The sequence below is a fragment of the Aurantimonas marianensis genome (genome assembly GCF_024195285.1).
GTDB lineage: Bacteria > Pseudomonadota > Alphaproteobacteria > Rhizobiales > Rhizobiaceae > Aurantimonas > Aurantimonas marianensis.
Genome location: NZ_JALHBS010000093.1, coordinates 1 through 19,191, shown reverse-complemented (window position 1 = coordinate 19,191; position 19,191 = coordinate 1). Strand labels below are relative to the sequence as shown.

Genomic DNA, 19,191 nt, shown 5'->3' with positions numbered 1-19,191 from the left:
ACCTTCAGGCACGCTGCGTCGCATAGGCCGATTGAGTGAATTATAGGGCTTCTCCAGATTTTCCATACCCGCGCGAATTCATCGCACGTCGCCGACCCGAGCGACCCACCCGGGGTGAACGTCGATCGCCTACAGGATCGCAACGGGGGCGGCTGCCTCATCTGCGCTTGAATTTCTGTCTGTAATCCTTACGATCCCGCGCCGAGCCACGGGCGGAGAATTCCGAACGGCGAAGACGCGTGCCGTCGTCAGGGCGGCACCTGCATTGTGGGAGACATCCATGGACAGACGCAGATTTCTCGGTGGCGCCGCCAAGGGCGCATTGGGCGCCGGCGTGGTTGGCGCGGGGGTCGCGACGCTGGCCGCGCCGGCCATCGCTCAGGACAGGCCCAAGGTCAACTGGCGCTGCGTTTCCTCGTTCCCGAAGTCTGTCGACACGATCTTCGGTGCCTCGGAACTGCTGGCGCGCTATGTGAACGAGGCGAGCGACGGCCAGTTCGACATCCAGCTGTTCGCGGCCGGCGAAATCGTTCCAGGCGGACAGGTCCTCGATGCCGTGGAAAACGGCACGGTCCAGATGGGCCACACCGCCTCCTACTACTATGTCGGCAAGAATCCGGCCTTCGCCTTCGGCACCGCCGTGCCCTTCGGTCTCAACGCTCGCCAGCTCAACGCCTGGTTCTATGAGGGCGGTGGCAACGACCTGATGAATGCCTTTTTCGCCAAGTCCGGGGTCTACGGTCTGCCGGCGGGCAACACCGGCGCCCAGATGGGCGGTTGGTATCGTAAGGAAATCAACACGCTCGACGATCTGAAAGGGCTGAAGCTGCGGATCGCCGGCCTTGCCGGCAAGGTCGTCGAAAAGCTCGGCGTCGTGCCGCAGCAGATTCCGGCGGGCGACATTTATTCGGCGCTGGAGCGCGGTACGCTCGACGCGGTCGAATTCGTCGGCCCCTATGACGACGAGCGGCTCGGCTTCCACAAGGTAGCCAAGTATTATTACTATCCCGCCTGGTGGGAGGGCGGCGCGGCACTCCACATGATGTTCAACCTTGAACAGTGGAACGCGCTGCCGAAGGCGTACCAGGCGATGCTGGAATCGGCCTGCCAGGCGATCAACGCGTCGATGCTCGCCTCATATGATTATCGCAATCCCGCCGCGCTCCGGCGGCTGGTCGGCGAAGGTGCGCAATTGCGGCCATTCAGCCAGGAGATCATGAATGCGAGCTTCGAGGCGGCGAAACAGGTTCATGAAGAGATCTCGGCATCCAACGAGGATTACCGCACGCTGCTCGAAAGCCAGAACGCCTTCAAGCAGGACGCCTATCTGTGGGCACAACTCTCCGAATATACCTTCGACACCTTCATGATGATCAAGCAGCGCGAAGGCGCGCTCTGAGCGAGAGGCGCAGCTGCGGCGAAACCATCAAGGCTCGGGACGACAACCGTTCCGGGCCTTTTCTTCTGCGCGCTGTAAGGTCGGCCGACCTATTGAAACGCCGGCGGCTGCGAGAGATCGACCGGTGCGTTCCCTTCGCTCGGCGGCGCGGGGGCGCTCGCGTCGGGTGATGGCCCCGCTCCCGGGGGAGTACCGGGCAGCCCGAGCGGCGGCAAACCGAACGCATCGTTGGTGGTCTGGCCAGAGCCCGAAGTGCCGCCGAGCGGCGGCAGGCTCATGCCGCCTTCGCCCCCGAAAGTGGGGATTTGCAGTCGGAACTCCGCCGGATCCATCGGCGGCCTGACGTCACCCTTGTACCGCGTGACCAGCCCGGGAAATGCCATGACGATGGCGATCATCAGCGCGTTGATGAGAATGAACGGCAGCGCCCCCTTGTAGATCGCCGGTGTGCTCACCCCCGCGAGCGTGCGGCCCGTGACCTTGTCGAACCACTCGCCGGTCGGCGCGATCGAGCGCAGATAGAACAGCGAGAAACCGAAGGGCGGCGTCAGAAAGGAGGTCTGCAGGTTGATGCCGATGAGGACGCCGAACCAGATCAGGTCGATGCCGAGTTTCTCGGCGACAGGGGCAAGCAGGGGGATCAGGATGAACGCGATCTCGAAGAAATCGAGGAAGCAGCCGAGAATGAAGATGAGGATAGAGACGGCGATCAGAAATCCGTATTCGTCCCCGGGGATCGCCAGCAGCAGCTCCTCGATCCAGATATTGCCGTTGATGCCGTAAAAGGTCAGGCCGAAGACCCGCGCCCCGATCAGGATGAAGAGCACGAAGGCCGACAGCTTGGCGGTGGACTCCAGCGCTTGCGTCAGTACCCGGAGCGAAAGCCGACCCTTGGCGAAGGCCATGACGAGCGCGCCGGTCGCACCCATCGCGCCGCCCTCGGTGGGCGTTGCGATTCCGAGAAAGATCGTGCCGAGAACGAGAAAGATCAGCGCTAGCGGCGGGATCAGCACGATGACGACCTGCTGGGCCAGCCGCGACAACAGGCCAAGACCGAAAGCGCGATTCAACAACGCGACAGCGTAGGCGACGCCCACACCCGTGGTCATCGCCCAGACGTCACGGACTTCATCGCGAAAACCGGCAAAGACCGTGTACCAGGTCACCACGGTGATGATGGCCGCCGCGAGCAGTATGGCGATCAGCGACCGGACACCGCCGCCGAGCGTGCGCGCCTCGGGCGGCAGCGCCGGCGCCGCATGCGGCCGCACGATCGTCACCGCGAAGGTGTAGAGAAGATACAGCCCGATCATCAGCAGCGCCGGATAGAGCGCGCCGACATACATGTCGCCGACCGAGCGGCCGAGCTGGTCGGCCATGACGATGAGGACCAGCGACGGCGGAACGATTTGCGCGAGCGTGCCGGAGGCGGCGATCGTGCCGGTCGCGAACGACCGGTCGTAGCCGTAGCGCAGCATGATCGGCAGCGAGATCAGCCCCATGGCGATAACCGATGCGGCGACGACGCCGGTGGTGGCGGCAAGCAGCGCGCCGACCAGCACCGCGGCGTAGCCGAGGCCGCCGCGCACCGGGCCGAAAAGCTGGCCGATCGTCTCCAGAAGATCCTCGGCCATGCGCGATCGTTCGAGAACCAGGCCCATGAACGTGAAGAACGGCACGGCCAGCAGCGTGTCGTTCGACATGATCCCGAAGACCCGGTCGGGTTGGGCGCCGAGCAGATTCCAGAAGAGCGTGATTTGAGGCGACAGTTCGGAGAACTCGACGCCGACAACGAAGTAGAACAGCCCGCCCGCGGCGAGGGTGAAGGCGACGGGATAGCCTAGCAGCAGCATCGCCATGACGCTGACGAACATGATCGGCGCGAGGTTGTGGGCTATGAACTCAATCATGGCGGCGTGCCCGCTGGTCTTCCTTTGCGCCCGGAATTCCGGCGTCTTCCATCTCGAGCACGTCCTCGACAGCGGGCGGTAGATCGTGGCGTGGCGAGGGTTCCTCGATCACGCCGCGAATGACGGCGATCCGTTTGATGATCTCGGAGAGCGCCTGGGCGAGAAGAAGGATGAAGCCCGCGAGAATCAGCGCCTTGGCCGGCCAGATGATCAGGCCGCCGGCATTCGCAGACACCTCCTGCTGGCGGTATGAGAGCTGGACGTAGGGAATGGCGAGATAGACCATCAGCCCGGCAAAGGGCAGCAGGAACAGGATATGGCAGACGAGATCGATCCAGTCGCGCGTGCGCTTGGACAGATGCGCCGCGACGACATCGATGCGCACGTGCTCGTTGACCTTGAGCGTCCAGGCGGCAGCCAGGAGAAAAACCGCGCCGAACAGGTACCATTGCAGTTCGAGCCAGGCGTTGGAGCTCATGTCGAACGCCTTGCGCATCACCGCGTTGCCGGCGCTGACCAGAACGGCCACGAGGACGAGCCACGAAACGGCCCGCCCGAGGAAGGTCGTGACGCGATCGACACCTCGCGAAAAGGACAAGAGCGCCGACATTCGGCCTGGCCTCCCCTGGTGCCCCCGGATGCTTCCGTCGCGTTTGCGTTCCAACGCGGCGAAGAAACGCCATTCCATCCCGTTCCGGACGCCGCCGATCATGTCGCGCCCCGCCAGTCTGATGCCGAGTTTCCGCGTCGGGAAGTCTGTCGTGGTTAGGTAATTTCCAGTTCTTGTGCAAGGGCGCGAGACGCCACCCGGCGCGCGGCGTCTCCCGCCTTGCGGCCACGGGTCGTTATGCCGCGGAGTGGGATATCGCGCGCGCTCGCCGGCTCACCATGGGAAAACCGAGGAAAAACCTTTGACCTCGGCCCCGTCACGCCTCAAAACGGTAAGGAAGACAAAGCGCTGGGGACGGCGGCCGCGGGCGCGGCGGGCGTCCGGTTTGGGAGGACCTTCGCTTCATGATCGACCGCTCGGTTTCGCTGGACGACAAGTACGATCTTACCGTTCCGAACGTCTTCCTGTCCGGGACGCAGGCGATCGTGCGTCTGGCGCTGATGCAGGCGGAGCGTGACCGGCTCGCGGGTCTCGATACGGCGGCTTACGTGACTGGTTATCGCGGTTCGCCGCTCGGCGGCCTCGACCAGCAGTTCGCCCGGGCCAAAGCGTTGCTTGAGCGCCACAAGATCGTTTTCGAGCCGGGGCTGAACGAGGATCTGGCGGCGACGGCGCTGTGGGGCACGCAGCAGGCTGAGATCCGCGGCGAGGGCCGTCATGATGGCGTCTTCGGTATCTGGTACGGCAAGGGACCGGGCGTCGACCGCTCCGGCGACGCGTTCCGTCACGCCAATCTGGCGGGCACCTCGAGAAACGGCGGCGTCCTCGCGCTGATGGGCGACGATCACACCTGCGAATCCTCGACCACGGCGCATCAGTCGGAATTCGCCTTCGTCGACGCGATGATCCCGATCTTCAACCCGGCCGGCGTCCAGGAGATCCTCGACTACGGCCTTGTCGCCTTCGCCCTGTCGCGTTTTTCGGGCCTGTGGACGGCGATGAAATGCGTCAAGGACAACATCGAATCGACCGCGACGGTGCGCTCCGATTTCGATCGGGTCGCCGTTACTTTGCCCGAATTCGACATGCCGCCGGGCGGGCTCAACATTCGCCGCGCCGCCCATCCGCTGGAGCAGGAGGCGCTGCTCCACGACTTCAAGCTGCCAGCCGCGCGCGCTTTCCTTGCCGCGAACCGGCTCGACCGGATCGCCCATTCGGGCGGGCAGAGCGCGAAGATCGGCATCCTGTCGCTGGGCAAATCCTGGCTCGACGTCGAGCAGGCGCTGTCGAGCCTCGGTATCGACGAGGTGGCGGCGGCGAATTTCGGCATCCGGCTCGGCAAGATCGGCGTTCCCTGGCCGCTCGACGCCGATTTTATCCGCCGTTTCGCCGACGGGCTCGACCAGGTGATCGTGGTCGAGGAAAAACGCGGTCTGGTCGAGCCACAGATCAAGGAAATCCTCTACGGGGCGGCCAATGCGCCCGCGATCGTCGGCAAGGCGGACGAACAGGGAAAGACGCTATTCTCGCCGAAGGCGTCGCTCGACGCCAACGACATCGCGGTGGCCATCGGCAGCCGGATCATGGCGCGGACACCGCAGGAGCAGATCGGCGCGCGGTTGGCGAGTCTCGAAGCCCTGGCGGCAACTTCCGGGACGATGTCCGAGATCGCAGTTCGCACGCCGTATTTCTGCGCCGGCTGTCCGCATAACACCTCGACGCGGGTTCCGGAGGGCTCGCGCGCCTATGCCGGCATCGGCTGCAGCTACATGGCGCTGTGGATGGATCGCGCGACGGAAGGCTTCACCCAGATGGGCGGCGAGGGCGCCAACTGGGTCGGCGAGCACCACTTCTCGACCCGCGGCCACGTGTTTCAAAATCTCGGCGACGGCACCTACAATCATTCCGGCGCGCTGGCGCTGCGGGCGGCGGCGGCCTCCGGCGCCAACCTTACCTACAAGATCCTCTACAACGACGCCGTCGCGATGACCGGCGGGCAGCCGCACGAGGGCGGGCTGACCGTCGCGGCGATCGCCGCGCAGGTGACCGGCGAGGGCGCGAAGAAGCTTGCCATCGTCTCCGACGACCCCGACAAGCACCGGGGCGATGCGCGGCTACCGGCGAGCGCGACGATCCATCACCGCTCCGAACTCGATGCGGTGCAGCGCGATCTGGCCGCGACCGACGGGCTGACGGTGCTGATCTACGACCAGACCTGCGCCGCCGAGAAGCGCCGCCGCCGCAAGCGCGGCAAGTTTCCCGATCCGGACAAGCGGGTCGTCATCAACGAGCGGGTCTGCGAGGGCTGCGGCGATTGTGGCGTCCAGTCCAATTGCGTCGCGGTAACAGCGGTCGAGACCGAGTTCGGGCGCAAGCGGCAGATCGATCAGTCGGCTTGCAACAAGGACTTCTCCTGCCTTGAGGGGTTCTGCCCGTCCTTCGTGACGGTGCATGGCGGCCAGTTGAAGAAGGGCGAGCGTCGCAAGGCCGCCGCTCCCGACGTGCCGGAGCCCGCTTTCGCCGAACTCGATCGATCGATGGGGGTGATCATCACCGGTGTCGGCGGCACCGGCGTCGTCACCATCGGCGCGATCATCGGCATGGCGGCGCATCTCGACGGCAAGGGCGCCGGCATCATCGACATGGCCGGGCTGGCGCAAAAGGGCGGCGCAGTGATGAGCCATGTGCGGATCGCGCCGACCCCGGACGACGTCAAGTCGATCCGGATCGCGGCGGGCGATGCGCGGCTGATCATCGGCTGCGACATGGTGACGGCCGCGTCCGCCAAGGTCCGTTCGGCGATCAGCCAGGGCGAGACCGAAGTGATCGTCAACAGCCACGAGACGCTGTCCGGCGAATTCACCCACAATGTCGATTTCTCGTTTCCGACGCGGCGGGTGCTGACGGCCTTGAGCGAGGCGGCCGGCGCTGAGCGCACCCATGTGGCGGATGCCGACAAGATTGCGGTCGCGCTGTTCGGCGACGCCATCTTCGCCAACATGCTCATGCTGGGCCTGGCCTGGCAGACCGGTGCGCTGCCGGTATCGCGCGCCGCGATCCGGCGTGCGCTGGAGATGAACGGCGTCGCGGTGGAGGCCAATCTCGCCGCCTTCGAATGGGGGCGGGCGATCGCCCACGATCCGGCGAACAGTCCGGCGGCGGAAGCCGAGCCCGCATCGTCCGGGCTCGGCCACAGGCGTCTTTCCGAAACCCTGGACGAGGCGATCGCGCGGCGCGCGACGGATCTCGCCGCCTATCAGAACGACGCCTATGCGGAGACCTATCGAAACCGCATCGCGGCGATCCGGGCTGCGGAAGCCAAGATCGCACCGAACCGCAGTGAGCTGACGGACGCGGCGGCGCGGCAGCTCTACCGGATGATGGCCGCCAAGGACGAATACGAGGTGGCGCGGCTTTACACCGATGGGAGCTTCGCCGCGCAGCTCGGCGAGCGTTTCTCCGGATACGACCGGCTGGAGTTCCATCTGGCGCCGCCGATCATGGGCGAGGGCGGGCCGAACGGCCGGCCGAAAAAACGCGCTTTCGGGCCGTGGATGATGACCGCATTCAAACTGCTGGCGGCAATGAAACGGTTGCGCGGTTCCCCGCTCGACCCCTTCCGCTGGTCAGCCGAGCGCAGGGCCGAACGGGACGAACGGGCGCTTTACGAGGCGAGCCTCGATCGCATTCTTGCGGGGCTGCAACCGGGTAATTACGACGCCGCGGTAGAACTGGCCCGTTGGCCGGAGACGCTGAAGGGGTTCGGAATCGTCCGCCGCGGCTTCGCCGAGCGGGCCCGGACGCGGCGCAAGGAGGCCGAGGCGGCCTTTGCCGGCGCGCTGTACGTGGCGGAGGCGGCGGAGTAGAGGCGGACGAGCATTTCCACGACGGGGCTGATTCACCCGCCCTATCAGATCGCGTCGGTCAAGCCGGCGCCCGCCTTGAGCATCGCGTCGATCTCGGCTGCCGAAGCTGCGGATTCGAGGCCGGCGAATCGGCCCTCGGCGAGGATTTCGCGCATGCCATCGCGGATCACCGCATGGGTCACGCGGGCCAGCGTCGAGCCCAGCGAAATGCGCCGGACGCCGAGCGCGGCGAATTCGGTGACGGACAGGCGGCGCAGCGGCCCGGCGGCGAGCGCGTTGACCGGCTTTGACACGGCGCCCAGCACCCGGCGCAATTCGTCGACCCCCGGCGGCGCCGGAACGTAGAGAAGATCGGCGCCCGCCGCCTCGAAAGCCTTCAGGCGGCGGATCGCCTCGTCCAGGTCGTAACTGCCGTTCATCACACCGTCCGCACGGGCGCACAGAACGAAGGGACGGCCCAGCGCGGAGACGGCCGAGGCCGCGGCGCGGATGCGCTCGACGGCAAGATCGAACGGGTAGGAGGGGTTTCCCGGCGCCATCCGCGTATCCTCGATGGAGCCGCCCGACAGCCCGGCCTCGGCAGCCAATCGGATCGTATGGGCGACAGCGTCGGGCTCGTCGGCGAAGCCGTTTTCCAGATCGCCCGAGACCGGCAGACCGGTCGCCGCGACGATCGTTTCGGCATGGGCGAGCGCCTCGTCACGCGTCACGTGGCCCATATCGGGCCGGCCGAGTGTGAAGGCGAAACCGGCCGACGTGGTGGCGAGCGCCTTGGCGCCCGCAGCGGCCATCATGCGGGCCGAACCGGCATCCCAAGGATTGGGTATGACGAAACAGCCAGCCTGATGGAGATTCTGGAAAGTCTGATGTCGGCGGGACAAGGACGTCATGCGGGTGCCCATAGCCATTTCTGATGATGTCGCGGCTTAAGCGAAGCCGGTGGAAACCCCACATGAGCGTCGGCGATCACGCAAGCTGAAACTTACGCGGAGACGGCTTTTTCTGTCGATGTGGCGCCAGAATTTTACATCCGCGCGAGCGGCAGATCGCTGCACCGACCGTTCGCCGGATCTGACGCAGCGTCATTCGAACTTTTATGGCGGTTTCTCGGAACTTTTTGACGTGCTTGGCAGTTTCTTAGTCAGCAACGGAACCCAGTCTTATCCGGCAGGGGAAAGGTATTTCAATGTCTGAACTGGCAAGAACGATCGTCAATCGAAGTCGCCAGGCGGAAGTCTCGCGCCATCTGCGGAATCTTCCCACATTTGCGGTTTGCGAGAGCATACCGGCGCCGCTGCGGGAACAGTTGCGGCGCCTCGATGCGACGGAAAAATCCGGGCGGCAAGCAGCTGGTAACGCGTGCTGAACAAGCTGAGCAAAGCGGAAAATCAGACATCGTCTGACATCACGGTGCGCCGCGCCAAGCTTCCGGTCCGGGGAGCTCGGGCGCGGCGCCGTCAGTTTTGGCGCCGTCAGCTTTAAAGAGCGGCACCGTTCCAACCGAAAATCGCTTCTCCATTTCGAAACGATGCGGGTCTCCGATGCCCATTGCGCCAGAACAGCCGGTCTTCGTATAGGACGGCATGGACAAGCGGCCTCCCAAGCCGAAGCCGGTCACGCCCGAATGGCTGTTCCGGGCGGCGGCGCATTATCTCGAACGCTATGCTTCGACCACGGCAAACCTGCGCCGGGTGCTGGAGCGCAAGGTGATGCGGCGTTGCCACGCGCTTGGCGAGGAGGCCGCCGCCTATGGCGATCTCATCGACGCCACGGTTGCCCGCTTCGTCGAGCTGAAACTCGTCGACGACCAGGCATTCGCGGAGGCGCGCCTGGCGAGCCTGCGCCGGCGCGGGACGTCGAAGCGCATGGTGGCTGCGAAGCTTTCGGAAAAGGGCGTCGGCCGCGACCTCGTCGAGAGGCTGCTTGCCAGGGATGAAACCAGCGAACGCGAGGCGGCTGCCGCCTACGCGAAGCGGCGGCGGCTTGGCCCACACCGTCTGCGTGACCGCGCCGAACGGCGCAACCGTGACGTGGCGGCGATGGTGCGGGCAGGATTCGGTTTTTCCGACGCCGCGGCGGTGATCGACGGCGACGGCCGCGAGCAATAGCGCACCGGCCACCGAGCCAGCCGGAGAATGATGCGCGCCTAGCATGTCCTGGTCGTGAATGCGGTCAAGCACAGCGCGCAAAGTGGCGGGTGACCGGAATTCGGTTGGCGGCCAACGGGATTGCAGCCGCTTTCACATGGTCGCATCGCTGGAATGAGGCGTCCGTGTGGCATTGCCAGTTCCGCGCGATATCGTGTATGTGCCGAAGAAACAGGACGACAAGGGAGCTGCCACGTGGCCGAACTGCCGAATTACGACACCACCAATCCGGCCGATATGGACTATCCCGAGCATGAGCGGACCTACGCTCTGTTTCTCGCCATGTTCAAATGGGGCACGATCGGCACGGTCGCCATTCTCGTCGGCATGACCGTGGGCTTGATGATGGGCGGCGGGTTTCTCGGCGGTATCCTGAGCTTTGTCGTGCTCCTGGCGATCGCCTATTTCATCGCCAGGTAGGCGGCCTGCCGACGGGAGACGGCAGGAATTTTATGGCCGCGCCAAGCGTGGCCATCAGATGAACCCGATGGTCGCTACCGATTTTCGGATAAGATCGCCGGACAGAATCATCCAGTGATTCGATATGAAACGCCCTTTGCGCATCCGGATGGACGCAGGGCGCTAAAAGTTTGAGGGGGAGGCGTTCCAAGTTGAAATTGTTCGTGCCAATGGAACGCGACGACGGGGAATCCCGGGTCGCGGCGTCGCCCGATACCGTGAAGAAGCTGACGGGTCTGGGCGCCAACGTCACCGTGGAAGCGGGGGCCGGGGAGCGCTCGCGTGTTACCGACGATGCGTTCAAAGCGGCGGGCGCCGCGATCGGCACGTCGAAGGACGCCTCCGATGCCGACATCGTTCTCAAGGTGCGCCGGCCCTCGCCCGAGGAGCTGAAGACCTATAAGTCAGGCGCGGCGGTAATCGCGACGATGGACCCCTATGGCCGTGACGAGGAGGTCAAGGCGATGGCCGAGGCCGGCATCCTCGCCTTCGCCATGGAGTTCATGCCGCGCATCACCCGCGCGCAGTCGATGGACGTTTTGTCGTCTCAGGCCAATCTCGCCGGCTACCAGGCCGTGGTCGATGCGGCCTACGAGTTCGACCGGGCCTTTCCGATGATGATGACTGCGGCCGGGACCGTTCCCGCTGCGCGCGTCTTCGTCATGGGCGCCGGCGTCGCCGGTCTGCAGGCGATCGCCACGGCAAAGCGTCTCGGCGCCGCGGTGACGGCGACGGATGTGCGGCCGGCGGCGAAGGAACAGGTCGAGTCCCTCGGCGGCAAGTTCATCGCGGTCGAGGACGAGGAGTTCAAGGCGGCTGAGACGGCCGGCGGCTACGCCAAGGAGATGTCGAAAGAATATCAGGCCAAGCAGGCCGAACTCGTCGCATCGCACATCGCCAAACAGGACATCGTCATCACCACCGCTTTGATTCCTGGCCGGCCAGCGCCTCGGCTGGTCTCCAAGGCGATGGTCGAATCGATGAAGCCGGGCTCGATTGTGGTCGACCTCGCCGTCGAGCGCGGTGGCAATGTCGAGGGCGCCGAGGCCGGCAAGGTCGTGCAGATGGGGCCGGCGAAGATCGTCGGCCACCTCAACGTTCCGGGCCGGATCGCGGCCAGTGCGTCGCTGCTCTACGCCAAGAACCTTTCGAGTTTCCTCGAGACGATGATCGACAAGGAAACCAAGGCGCTGAAGATCGATTTCGAGGATCCGCTGGTGCAGGCGACGCTGCTGACACGCGACGGCAAGGTGGTGCATCCGAACTTCGCCAAGGAGCCGGCTGTCGGCTCCGGCGATAACGGCGCGGCCGAGACGGCCAAGGGAGAGGCGTGATGGAAAACGAGACCATTGGCAACACGCTGCAGCAGCTGGACGCGGCCGGTGCGGCTATTCGCGAGGCACGCTCCGGCGTCGAGGGACTGATGAGTTCGGGCATCACCGAAGCGGTGGGCGCGGCAACCGGAATCGACCCTTTCGTCTTTCATCTGGCGATCTTCGTGCTGGCGATCTTCGTCGGCTATTACGTCGTCTGGTCGGTAACCCCGGCGCTGCATACGCCGCTGATGTCGGTGACCAACGCCATCTCCTCGGTGATCATCGTCGGTGCGCTTCTGGCCGTGGGCATCTCGGCGTCCGGTACGGCGACGACGTTCGGCTTCATCGGGCTGGTATTGGCTTCGGTGAACATCTTCGGCGGCTTCCTCGTCACCCAGCGCATGCTGGCAATGTACAAGAAAAAAGAGAAGTGAGGCGGTAGCAGATCATGTCCGAGAATTTTGCCGCCTTCCTTTATCTCGTCTCCGGCGTCCTGTTCATTTTGGCGCTGAGGGGCCTGTCGCACCCGACCACCAGTCGCCAGGGTAATCTCTACGGCATGGTGGGCATGGGGATCGCCATCCTCACCACGCTGCTGTTGGCCGGCCCGTCCTTCGGTGGGCTGGTGCTGATCGTCCTCGGCATCGCCATCGGCGGCGGTGTCGGGGCGGTGACCGCCAAGCGGATCGCGATGACGGCGATGCCGCAACTGGTGGCCGCCTTCCACAGCCTCGTCGGCATGGCCGCCGTCATGGTCGCCGCTGCGGCGCTCTACGCGCCGGAGGCGATCGGTATCGGCACGGTCGGCGACATCCACGCCCAGGCGCTGGTGGAAATGTCGATCGGCGTCGCTATCGGCGCCGTCACCTTCACCGGCTCGGTCATCGCCTTCCTGAAGCTCGACGGACGCATGAGCGGCAAACCGATCATGCTGCCGCAACGCCATCTCATCAACATCGCCCTCGGCGTCGCGCTGATCGCGCTGGTCGTGGCCTTCGCGATCACCCAGAGCCACGTTCTGTTCTGGCTCATCGTCATCGTCGCGCTGGTGCTCGGCGTATTGCTGATCGTTCCGATCGGCGGCGCCGACATGCCCGTCGTCGTCTCGATGCTGAACTCCTATTCGGGTTGGGCGGCCGCCGGCATCGGCTTCACGCTGCAGAATCTGGCTTTGATCATCACCGGCGCGTTGGTCGGATCGTCCGGCGCGATTCTCTCCTACATCATGTGCAAGGGGATGAATCGCTCCTTCATCTCGGTCATCCTCGGTGGCTTCGGCGGTGAGAGCGGGCCGGCGGGCGCCGACGATCTCGGCGACCGCACGGTCAAGCAGGGCTCGGCCGAGGACGCGGCGTATCTGATGAAGAACGCCGGCCGGGTCATCATCGTGCCGGGCTACGGCATGGCCGTGGCGCAGGCTCAGCACGCGCTGCGCGAGATGGTCGACAAGCTCAAGGACGAGGGCGTCGAGGTGAAATACGCCATCCATCCGGTGGCGGGCCGCATGCCGGGGCACATGAACGTGCTCCTGGCCGAGGCCAACGTGCCCTATGACGACGTGTTCGAGCTCGAGGACATCAATTCGGAGTTCGCCCAGACCGACGTCGCCTTCGTTATTGGCGCCAACGACGTGACCAACCCGTCGGCCCGCGACGACAAGGCCTCGCCGATCTACGGCATGCCGATCCTCAATGTCGACCAGGCGAAGACCTGCCTGTTCATCAAGCGTTCGCTGGCCTCGGGCTATGCCGGCATCGACAATACGTTGTTCTACAAGGACAACACGATGATGTTGTTCTCCGACGCCAAGAAGATGGTCGAGGACATCGTCAAGGCGCTTGCCGACTGAACACGATGTCGATCCGCCGGGGCGTCGCCCCTGCTGTTTCTCACTCACGAAAAAGGCCTGCCAAGTATGGCAGGCCTTTTTCGTTTCGGCCGCGACCTTTGCCGCGGCGACTGGTGTTATTTCGACTGCGGCTCGACGGGGACGACAACGGCGGCCGGCGGCGTGGCCACGGCAACGGCCGGCTCCAGCGTGAACTTCGCCACGCCGATGGCCGCGTTGATGCCTTCCTGGGCCTGCACGCTCACCGGCTGCAGCGAAAAGCTGTCGTTATTGCCCCCGACGAGGACGCTGGCACCGCCCCCTACAACGACGGACGCATCAGCCGTCGCACCGACATAAGTGCCAGCCAGGCTGTTCGGCGTGTACGGGGTGCCGTCCGCCGAGACGACCGCCCAGGTCATCACGGTGCGGCCGGTGACGCCGACGTCGAGGCCGAACTTGTCGAGCGTCGCCGCATAGAGTTCTGGTGCGCCGCCCTCAGCCGGCGTGACTTCGCAAACGAGGTTGTCGGTCGAGCCGACGATGAAACCGGTCGAGCCGTCGCTGTTGCAGCCAAGGACGCCGATCTTGGTTTCGGCCGATGCGCTCGAGGCGAGCAGCGGGGTCGCGGCGACGGCGGCGGCAAGCGCCAGCGAGGATAAGATGGTCTTCATGGGACGGTCCTTTCGTGGGTTGTCCACTTCGGCGGAAGGAAGTCGTGGGAAGACGTGAGGTTCCGTGTTTGACCTGTGTTCTTTTCGAGGCAGTCCGCCGCGCGATGCAGCCTTGTCGATTGCCGGGTCGGTGCCGATCGTGATTACCTACGGTAAGAGGAACTGGATTCGTTGAGGTCGACCGATGACGGAGCCGGAAAAACCAACTCAGACCGAATGCCGCCAGGCCGTGGTGGTAATCCACGGCATGGGCGAGCAGCGACCGATGGAGACGTTGCGGTCCTTCGTCGAGGCGGTGCTGGGCTCCGAAGCGACGCAAGCAGACGGAAAATCCGCCTTCTGGATCGTGCCGGATTCACGCACCGGCTCCGCCGAACTTGCACGCATCACCACGCCCGCCGATGCAAACGGCGTTCGCACCGACTTCTACGAATTCTACTGGGCCGACATCATGCAGGGCACGACGCTGCAGCACCTACGGGCCTGGATCTCCGGTCTGCTGCTGCGCTGGCCGCATCACGTGCCGCGCGATGTGATGGCGGCGTGGATATGGTTGTGGATCGGCACGCTGGTCGCCGTCGCTTTGGCGGCCGGCGGGCTGTTCGGGTTGATCGACTCGAGCCCGGCCGAGGCGGCTCCAGAGGTGGTCTCGCCGTTTTGGCCGGCCATCGTTGGCATCGCCGTCGCACTACTTGCGGCCGGCGCGTTGTTTTATTTTCTGTGGGAACGGCTGACAGAGGAACCAAGGGCGAACGCGTCGTCCTACTGCTTCGCCGGTGCGGCGGCGGTTCTCGTGTTCGTCGGCATCGCCTTTCTGCTTCCCTGGGCATCCATTCTGACCCTGAGCGTCGGTCTGCTCCTGTTGTCGACGGTGATCGGTATTGTCATCCACCAACTCGTCGTTCCTTATCTTGGCGACGTCGCCCGTTATGTGCGGACAGAACCGGAGACGGTGGAAAAGCGCAGAGACATCCGCGAGCGCGGGCTGGCGCTGCTGAGAGCGCTGCACCGCGAGGCCCCGCCGGCAACGCCGAAGGATGGCGAGGGAGCGGACGATACGGACGATGATGGCGCAAACGCGGAACGCTACGAACGCATCGTCGTCGTCGGTCACAGCCTTGGAGCCATCATCGCCTACGATCTCCTGCGGCTGTTCTGGCTGGAAGCCGGGCCGAGTCGGGACCACCCGATGGGACCGGGGGTCCACGAGACGATCGGCGCGCTCGTCGCATTCCTTGAGACAGAACCGGATCTGCGCGATGAGCGCGAACTCTCGACCTATCGAAATTTGCAACGGGCGGTTTCGCGTGCCCTGACCGCCGACCGTGCGAAGCCCGCATCCGGCGCGCCGCTGGATCCCGGCGAGAGACCATTGTTCTGGCGGATCAGCGATCTGGTCACCCTGGGCAGCCCGCTGACCCACGCCGAGTTTCTGCTCGCCCGCGACGTCGATCGCCTTGCGCAACTCGTTGAGGAACGGCAGATCGCGACGTCGCCGCCACTGCCCGTCGAGGGAAACGATTTCCGCTACCGCCCGGACGATCACCGCCTGCATCTGCTGCATGCGATCAAGGAGCAGCCGCCGGGTCTTCCCCATCACGCCGCCATGTTCGCGGCAACGCGCTGGACGAATATCTACGACCGCCACTCCAAAGTGCTGCTCGGCGATATCGTGTCGGGGCCGGTCCAGAGCGAACCGGCGAGCACCGATCTTCGCGAGCCGGACGCGGCGAAGGATCCCGGCATGGGGCTCGGCATCCGCGATCGCCATATACGAATTCGCCGGCGCAGCCCGATCATCCCGGGCTTGGGGCGGTTTTTCACGCACACGCTCTATTGGGACTGCAAGGCGGAAGGGATACTGGTTTGCGGCGATATCCACCCGGCCTATCGCGCCAGCGGTCCGCACCCGAGGCAACATGTCGAGGTCCTGCGAGAAGCGATGGCTCTGGACGAACCGTTGGTTGCTGAGCAGCCTGTTGCGCGGTCTGCGCAGCCGCACGACGCGGACGTGTAGAGCCAGGCTTGGGTAGGCAACGGTCGATTGAGACAGAAACAGGCCGCGCGATTTTCACACGATGCAGCGCGGATCCGCCCTCAGGCGGAGCCGCTGGTCCGCGCCATGCCGTCCTTGGCCGGGCGGTATTTCGGATCGAGCTGCGCGGCGCGCGCATAGGATTTGAAAGCCCGTCCGCGATCGCCTTTGCGCTCATAGACCAGCGCCTGATTGACCCAATACTCCGCCTTGGACTCGTCGAGCTTCAGTGCCGCGTTGAAATCGGCGAAGGCATTTTCCTCGTCGCCGAGCGCAAGGTAGGAGACGCCGCGTCCCGAATAGGGTTCCGGCGCCGTGGCCTGCAACGAAATCGCCGTCGAAAAATCCTCGATCGCCTGCTTGTGCTGGCCGTCGATTTGATAGAGCAGGCCGCGGTTATGATAGGCGCGCGGGTCGGTGGTGTTGAGGTCGATGGCCCGCTGGAAATCGATGAGCGCCTCGCGATTGCGGCCGGCGACGCGGTAGACATTGCCGCGTCCGATATAGGCCGAATCGTAGTTCGGATTGATCTGAAGGGCCGTACTGTAATCCTGAACCGCCTTCGCTGGCTGGTTGGTCTGGCGGTAGACCAGCGCGCGGTTGGCGTAGGCCTGATAGAAATTCGGATCGAGCTGCAGTGCCGTGGTGAAGTCCTGGATAGCCGCGTCGTATTTGCCGGCGCGGCCATAGGCGGTACCGCGCACATTGAGGGCTTCCGGGTCGCTGGGATTGGCGCTGACCGCCTGGGTCAGCGAGGCGATGTTTTGGTCGAGCCCCTGGTTTTGATCGAGGGCGATCGCCGTGACAGCGGGTGCGTCCGGCGTCGATTGGCACGCGGTGAGAACCGTCATCAGGCCCAGCACCGCCACGGCGCGCCACGTCGTTTGCGCGCCTCGCCTCGCCGGTGCCGAGGTCGCGGGGCTCGGGACGGGACCGCGGTTGAACGCGCGGGCGACGAGGCTCAGAGGCTGCTGCATCGATGAATTTCCCTCGAGAGACGAATCAGGCGGCCCGCCAACCCGGTGGCCGGCCCGGACCGCATGGCCGGGGTCGATCTTATGGACTCTCGCGGGCCCATAAGCAAAGAGGCGGCGGGCTCGCGCCACGACCGCCTCCGATACGACCTGAAATTGCCGGAAGAAAGGCGGCTGAGCGCGCCCTGTTATGGTCCGCTGCTAGTGACTGCGACCGCCGCTGATCAGCCCTTCGCGCTGGGCCTGCTTGCGCGCCAGCTTGCGGGCGCGACGAACCGCTTCCGCCTTCTCACGGGCGCGCTTCTCCGAGGGCTTCTCGAAGAAATTGCGCATCTTCATTTCACGAAAGATCCCCTCGCGCTGCATCTTCTTCTTGAGGGCGCGGAGAGCCTGGTCGACGTTGTTGTCGCGGACAGATACCTGCACTGGATGTTCCGTTTCTGGCGTGCGGCCGACGTTGGCCTGTACAGAGATGAAGCGTTGACGAAGAGAAATTCCTCGAAATTCGGCAGCCCCTTAGCAGGTCGGCAGGCCTTTGTCGAGGGGCGGAAGATCGGTCTCAAGATCAAGCGCTTGTCGCGGCCGGAACAGTCGATGCGGGCGGGTGAGCAGGGAACCATGCCGCCCCGGGGCGGTTTCACGCGCATTCGATGATAGGGTGTCGCATAGCGAAAGCCCGGCAGCCGGGTGCGGTCGCGCGAGACAGTGGCAGGAGGCAACTGAGCACATGAACGAGATCAGACGGGAGCGCGCGGCGGTCGTCGCGACGGACGGCCGCAGGCGGATATCCTGGGGCGCGATCATCGCCGGTGCGTTGTTGGCCCTCGCCATCCAGTTGATGCTGGGCTTGCTGGGGCTCGGCATCGGCCTCGCAACCATCGATCCGACCGGAGCGGAGAGCTTCGACCCCAACACATTCGCATCCGTCAGCGGCCTGTGGACCGTCGCCGTCGTGCTGATCGGCCTCTTCGTCGGTGCCTATGCCGCCGGCCGGCTAGCCGGCAGCCCGTCCAGAACCGATGCGATCCTCCATGGCATCGTCACTTGGGCGACGTCGACGCTTCTGGTCGTCTTTTTGCTAACCAGCGGCGCCTCGGCGGTACTCGGTGCCGCATTCGGTGCGATCGGCGGCTCGATCCAGGGTTTGGCGCAGGCGTCGTCCGCGATGTCACCTGATACGATGTCCGACAGATCGTTGAATCGCGCGGCGGAGGCGGCGTTGCGTCCGCGTGCCGGCGCTGTGTCGCCGGCCACGATCGAGCCAGCCGGAGAGGGCGAGGGGGCGCCGGCCGCAGCCGAGCCTGCGCCGGTTGCGTCGGATGACGCGACAATGGTCGCAACCGTTCTCGCGGGCCTTGGCGAGCAAGCGACGGCCGATCAGCGCCAGGCCGCGAGCCGGGCCATCGCGCAACAGGCGGGGGTCCCGCAGGCGGAAGCGGAACAGCGACTGCAGCAGCTCCAGCAGACCTACGACAGCGCCAAGCGGGAGGCTCGCGTTGCCGCTGACGCCGCTGCCCGCGCGGTGGCCGCCGCCTCGTTCGCGGCCTTCGTCGCCCTGGCGCTCGGTCTTATCGTTGGCGCACTCGGAGGTCTCCTCGGGCGCCCGAAAGGATCGCACGTCTCTAGCCGGGTCTGATCTGGAGGCCACCTGAATGGGTGAGGCGGGCGCGGCGTGTCGCCCGCGTCGCCTGTGCGTCACCGGCTGTCGCGATTCGAGCATGGTGACGCCCCATCCTCGATAAACATCGATGGCGACGCGATAACCGCTGAAGGTCCAGGGTCGGGGCAGGTTGCCGGAGGCGGCGGCGGGGCGCTACACCAGAGCGAGCCGTCGTCGAACGACGCCAGGTTTTAGGACGCGAGGCGAAAGATGCGGAAATTTTCGGCCTTTGCCATTGCGCGCGAGGCGATGCGCGGTCATTCCGGCTGGGGTGAACAGTGGGCGTCGCCCGAGCCGCGCCGCCAATACGAGG

16 protein-coding genes are annotated in these 19,191 nt (G+C 65.1%); 10 read left to right on the top strand and 6 right to left on the bottom strand.

Annotated elements, in window-relative coordinates:
* Positions 1-280 precede the first annotated feature (280 nt).
* Positions 281-1,399: a TRAP transporter substrate-binding protein gene (locus tag MJ956_RS15020; RefSeq protein WP_253965251.1), complete on the top strand. Its 1,119-nt coding sequence runs from the start codon at positions 281-283 to the stop codon at positions 1,397-1,399.
* A gap of 89 nt (positions 1,400-1,488) precedes the next feature.
* Here the strand turns inward: MJ956_RS15020 and MJ956_RS15015 are convergent, their stop codons facing one another.
* A complete protein-coding gene (locus tag MJ956_RS15015; protein ID WP_253965250.1) occupies positions 1,489-3,309 on the bottom strand; it encodes a TRAP transporter large permease in 1,821 nt (606 codons plus the stop codon).
* Positions 3,302-3,919 (bottom strand): TRAP transporter small permease subunit, encoded by a 618-nt coding sequence (locus tag MJ956_RS15010; protein WP_253965249.1) that lies wholly within the window; start codon positions 3,917-3,919, stop codon positions 3,302-3,304. The genes MJ956_RS15015 and MJ956_RS15010 overlap by 8 nt, the downstream gene beginning before the upstream one ends.
* 404 nt (positions 3,920-4,323) lie before the next feature.
* Here MJ956_RS15010 and MJ956_RS15005 point away from each other — a divergent pair, with 404 nt between their 5' ends.
* A complete protein-coding gene (locus MJ956_RS15005; protein ID WP_253965248.1) occupies positions 4,324-7,785 on the top strand; it encodes an indolepyruvate ferredoxin oxidoreductase family protein in 3,462 nt (1,153 codons plus the stop codon).
* 44 nt (positions 7,786-7,829) lie between these two features.
* Here MJ956_RS15005 and MJ956_RS15000 read toward each other — a convergent pair whose 3' ends face one another.
* Positions 7,830-8,675 (bottom strand): isocitrate lyase/PEP mutase family protein, encoded by an 846-nt coding sequence (locus tag MJ956_RS15000; RefSeq protein ID WP_253965247.1) that lies wholly within the window; start codon positions 8,673-8,675, stop codon positions 7,830-7,832.
* A gap of 693 nt (positions 8,676-9,368) precedes the next feature.
* Here MJ956_RS15000 and MJ956_RS14995 point away from each other — a divergent pair.
* The 5 genes from MJ956_RS14995 (at position 9,369) to MJ956_RS14975 (ending at position 13,556) form a co-directional block, all read left to right on the top strand.
* The gene (locus tag MJ956_RS14995) at positions 9,369-9,893 is read left to right on the top strand and encodes a regulatory protein RecX (RefSeq protein ID WP_253965246.1); all 525 of its coding nucleotides are present in this window, start codon (positions 9,369-9,371) and stop codon (positions 9,891-9,893) included.
* A 234-nt stretch (positions 9,894-10,127) separates the two neighbouring features.
* Positions 10,128-10,352: an aa3-type cytochrome c oxidase subunit IV gene (locus tag MJ956_RS14990; protein ID WP_253965245.1), complete on the top strand. Its 225-nt coding sequence runs from the start codon at positions 10,128-10,130 to the stop codon at positions 10,350-10,352.
* Positions 10,353-10,561: 209 nt separating this feature from the next.
* Entirely contained in the window at positions 10,562-11,725 is a 1,164-nt protein-coding gene (locus MJ956_RS14985) for a Re/Si-specific NAD(P)(+) transhydrogenase subunit alpha (RefSeq protein ID WP_253965280.1), read from the top strand.
* The gene (locus tag MJ956_RS14980; RefSeq protein ID WP_253965244.1) at positions 11,725-12,141 is read left to right on the top strand and encodes a proton-translocating transhydrogenase family protein; all 417 of its coding nucleotides are present in this window, start codon (positions 11,725-11,727) and stop codon (positions 12,139-12,141) included. Before MJ956_RS14985 ends, MJ956_RS14980 begins: the two co-directional genes overlap by 1 nt.
* A gap of 14 nt (positions 12,142-12,155) precedes the next feature.
* Positions 12,156-13,556: an NAD(P)(+) transhydrogenase (Re/Si-specific) subunit beta gene (locus MJ956_RS14975; RefSeq protein ID WP_253965243.1), complete on the top strand. Its 1,401-nt coding sequence runs from the start codon at positions 12,156-12,158 to the stop codon at positions 13,554-13,556.
* A gap of 116 nt (positions 13,557-13,672) precedes the next feature.
* On the opposite strand, the gene MJ956_RS14970 is transcribed toward MJ956_RS14975, so the two are convergent.
* Complete coding sequence (locus tag MJ956_RS14970) at positions 13,673-14,209, bottom strand: DUF992 domain-containing protein (protein ID WP_253965242.1); 537 nt, start codon at positions 14,207-14,209, stop codon at positions 13,673-13,675.
* 184 nt (positions 14,210-14,393) lie between these two features.
* Between MJ956_RS14970 and MJ956_RS14965 the strand changes: the two genes are divergently transcribed.
* Positions 14,394-16,226: a hypothetical protein gene (locus MJ956_RS14965; protein WP_253965241.1), complete on the top strand. Its 1,833-nt coding sequence runs from the start codon at positions 14,394-14,396 to the stop codon at positions 16,224-16,226.
* A gap of 80 nt (positions 16,227-16,306) precedes the next feature.
* On the opposite strand, the gene MJ956_RS14960 is transcribed toward MJ956_RS14965, so the two are convergent.
* Together MJ956_RS14960 and rpsU are read right to left on the bottom strand one after the other, a co-directional pair.
* Positions 16,307-17,095 carry a tetratricopeptide repeat protein gene (locus MJ956_RS14960; RefSeq protein ID WP_253965279.1) on the bottom strand — a complete coding sequence of 263 codons (789 nt, stop codon included), beginning with the start codon at positions 17,093-17,095 and terminating at the stop codon, positions 16,307-16,309.
* 324 nt (positions 17,096-17,419) lie between these two features.
* A complete protein-coding gene (gene rpsU / locus MJ956_RS14955; protein WP_253965240.1) occupies positions 17,420-17,644 on the bottom strand; it encodes a 30S ribosomal protein S21 in 225 nt (74 codons plus the stop codon).
* A gap of 3 nt (positions 17,645-17,647) precedes the next feature.
* On the opposite strand from rpsU, the gene MJ956_RS14950 reads away from it, so the two are divergent.
* Positions 17,648-17,872, top strand: coding sequence for a hypothetical protein (locus tag MJ956_RS14950; protein WP_253965239.1), 225 nt, complete (start codon positions 17,648-17,650; stop codon positions 17,870-17,872).
* 73 nt (positions 17,873-17,945) lie between these two features.
* A complete protein-coding gene (locus MJ956_RS14945; RefSeq protein ID WP_253965238.1) occupies positions 17,946-18,854 on the top strand; it encodes a hypothetical protein in 909 nt (302 codons plus the stop codon).
* The last annotated feature ends 337 nt before the right edge of the window (positions 18,855-19,191 follow it).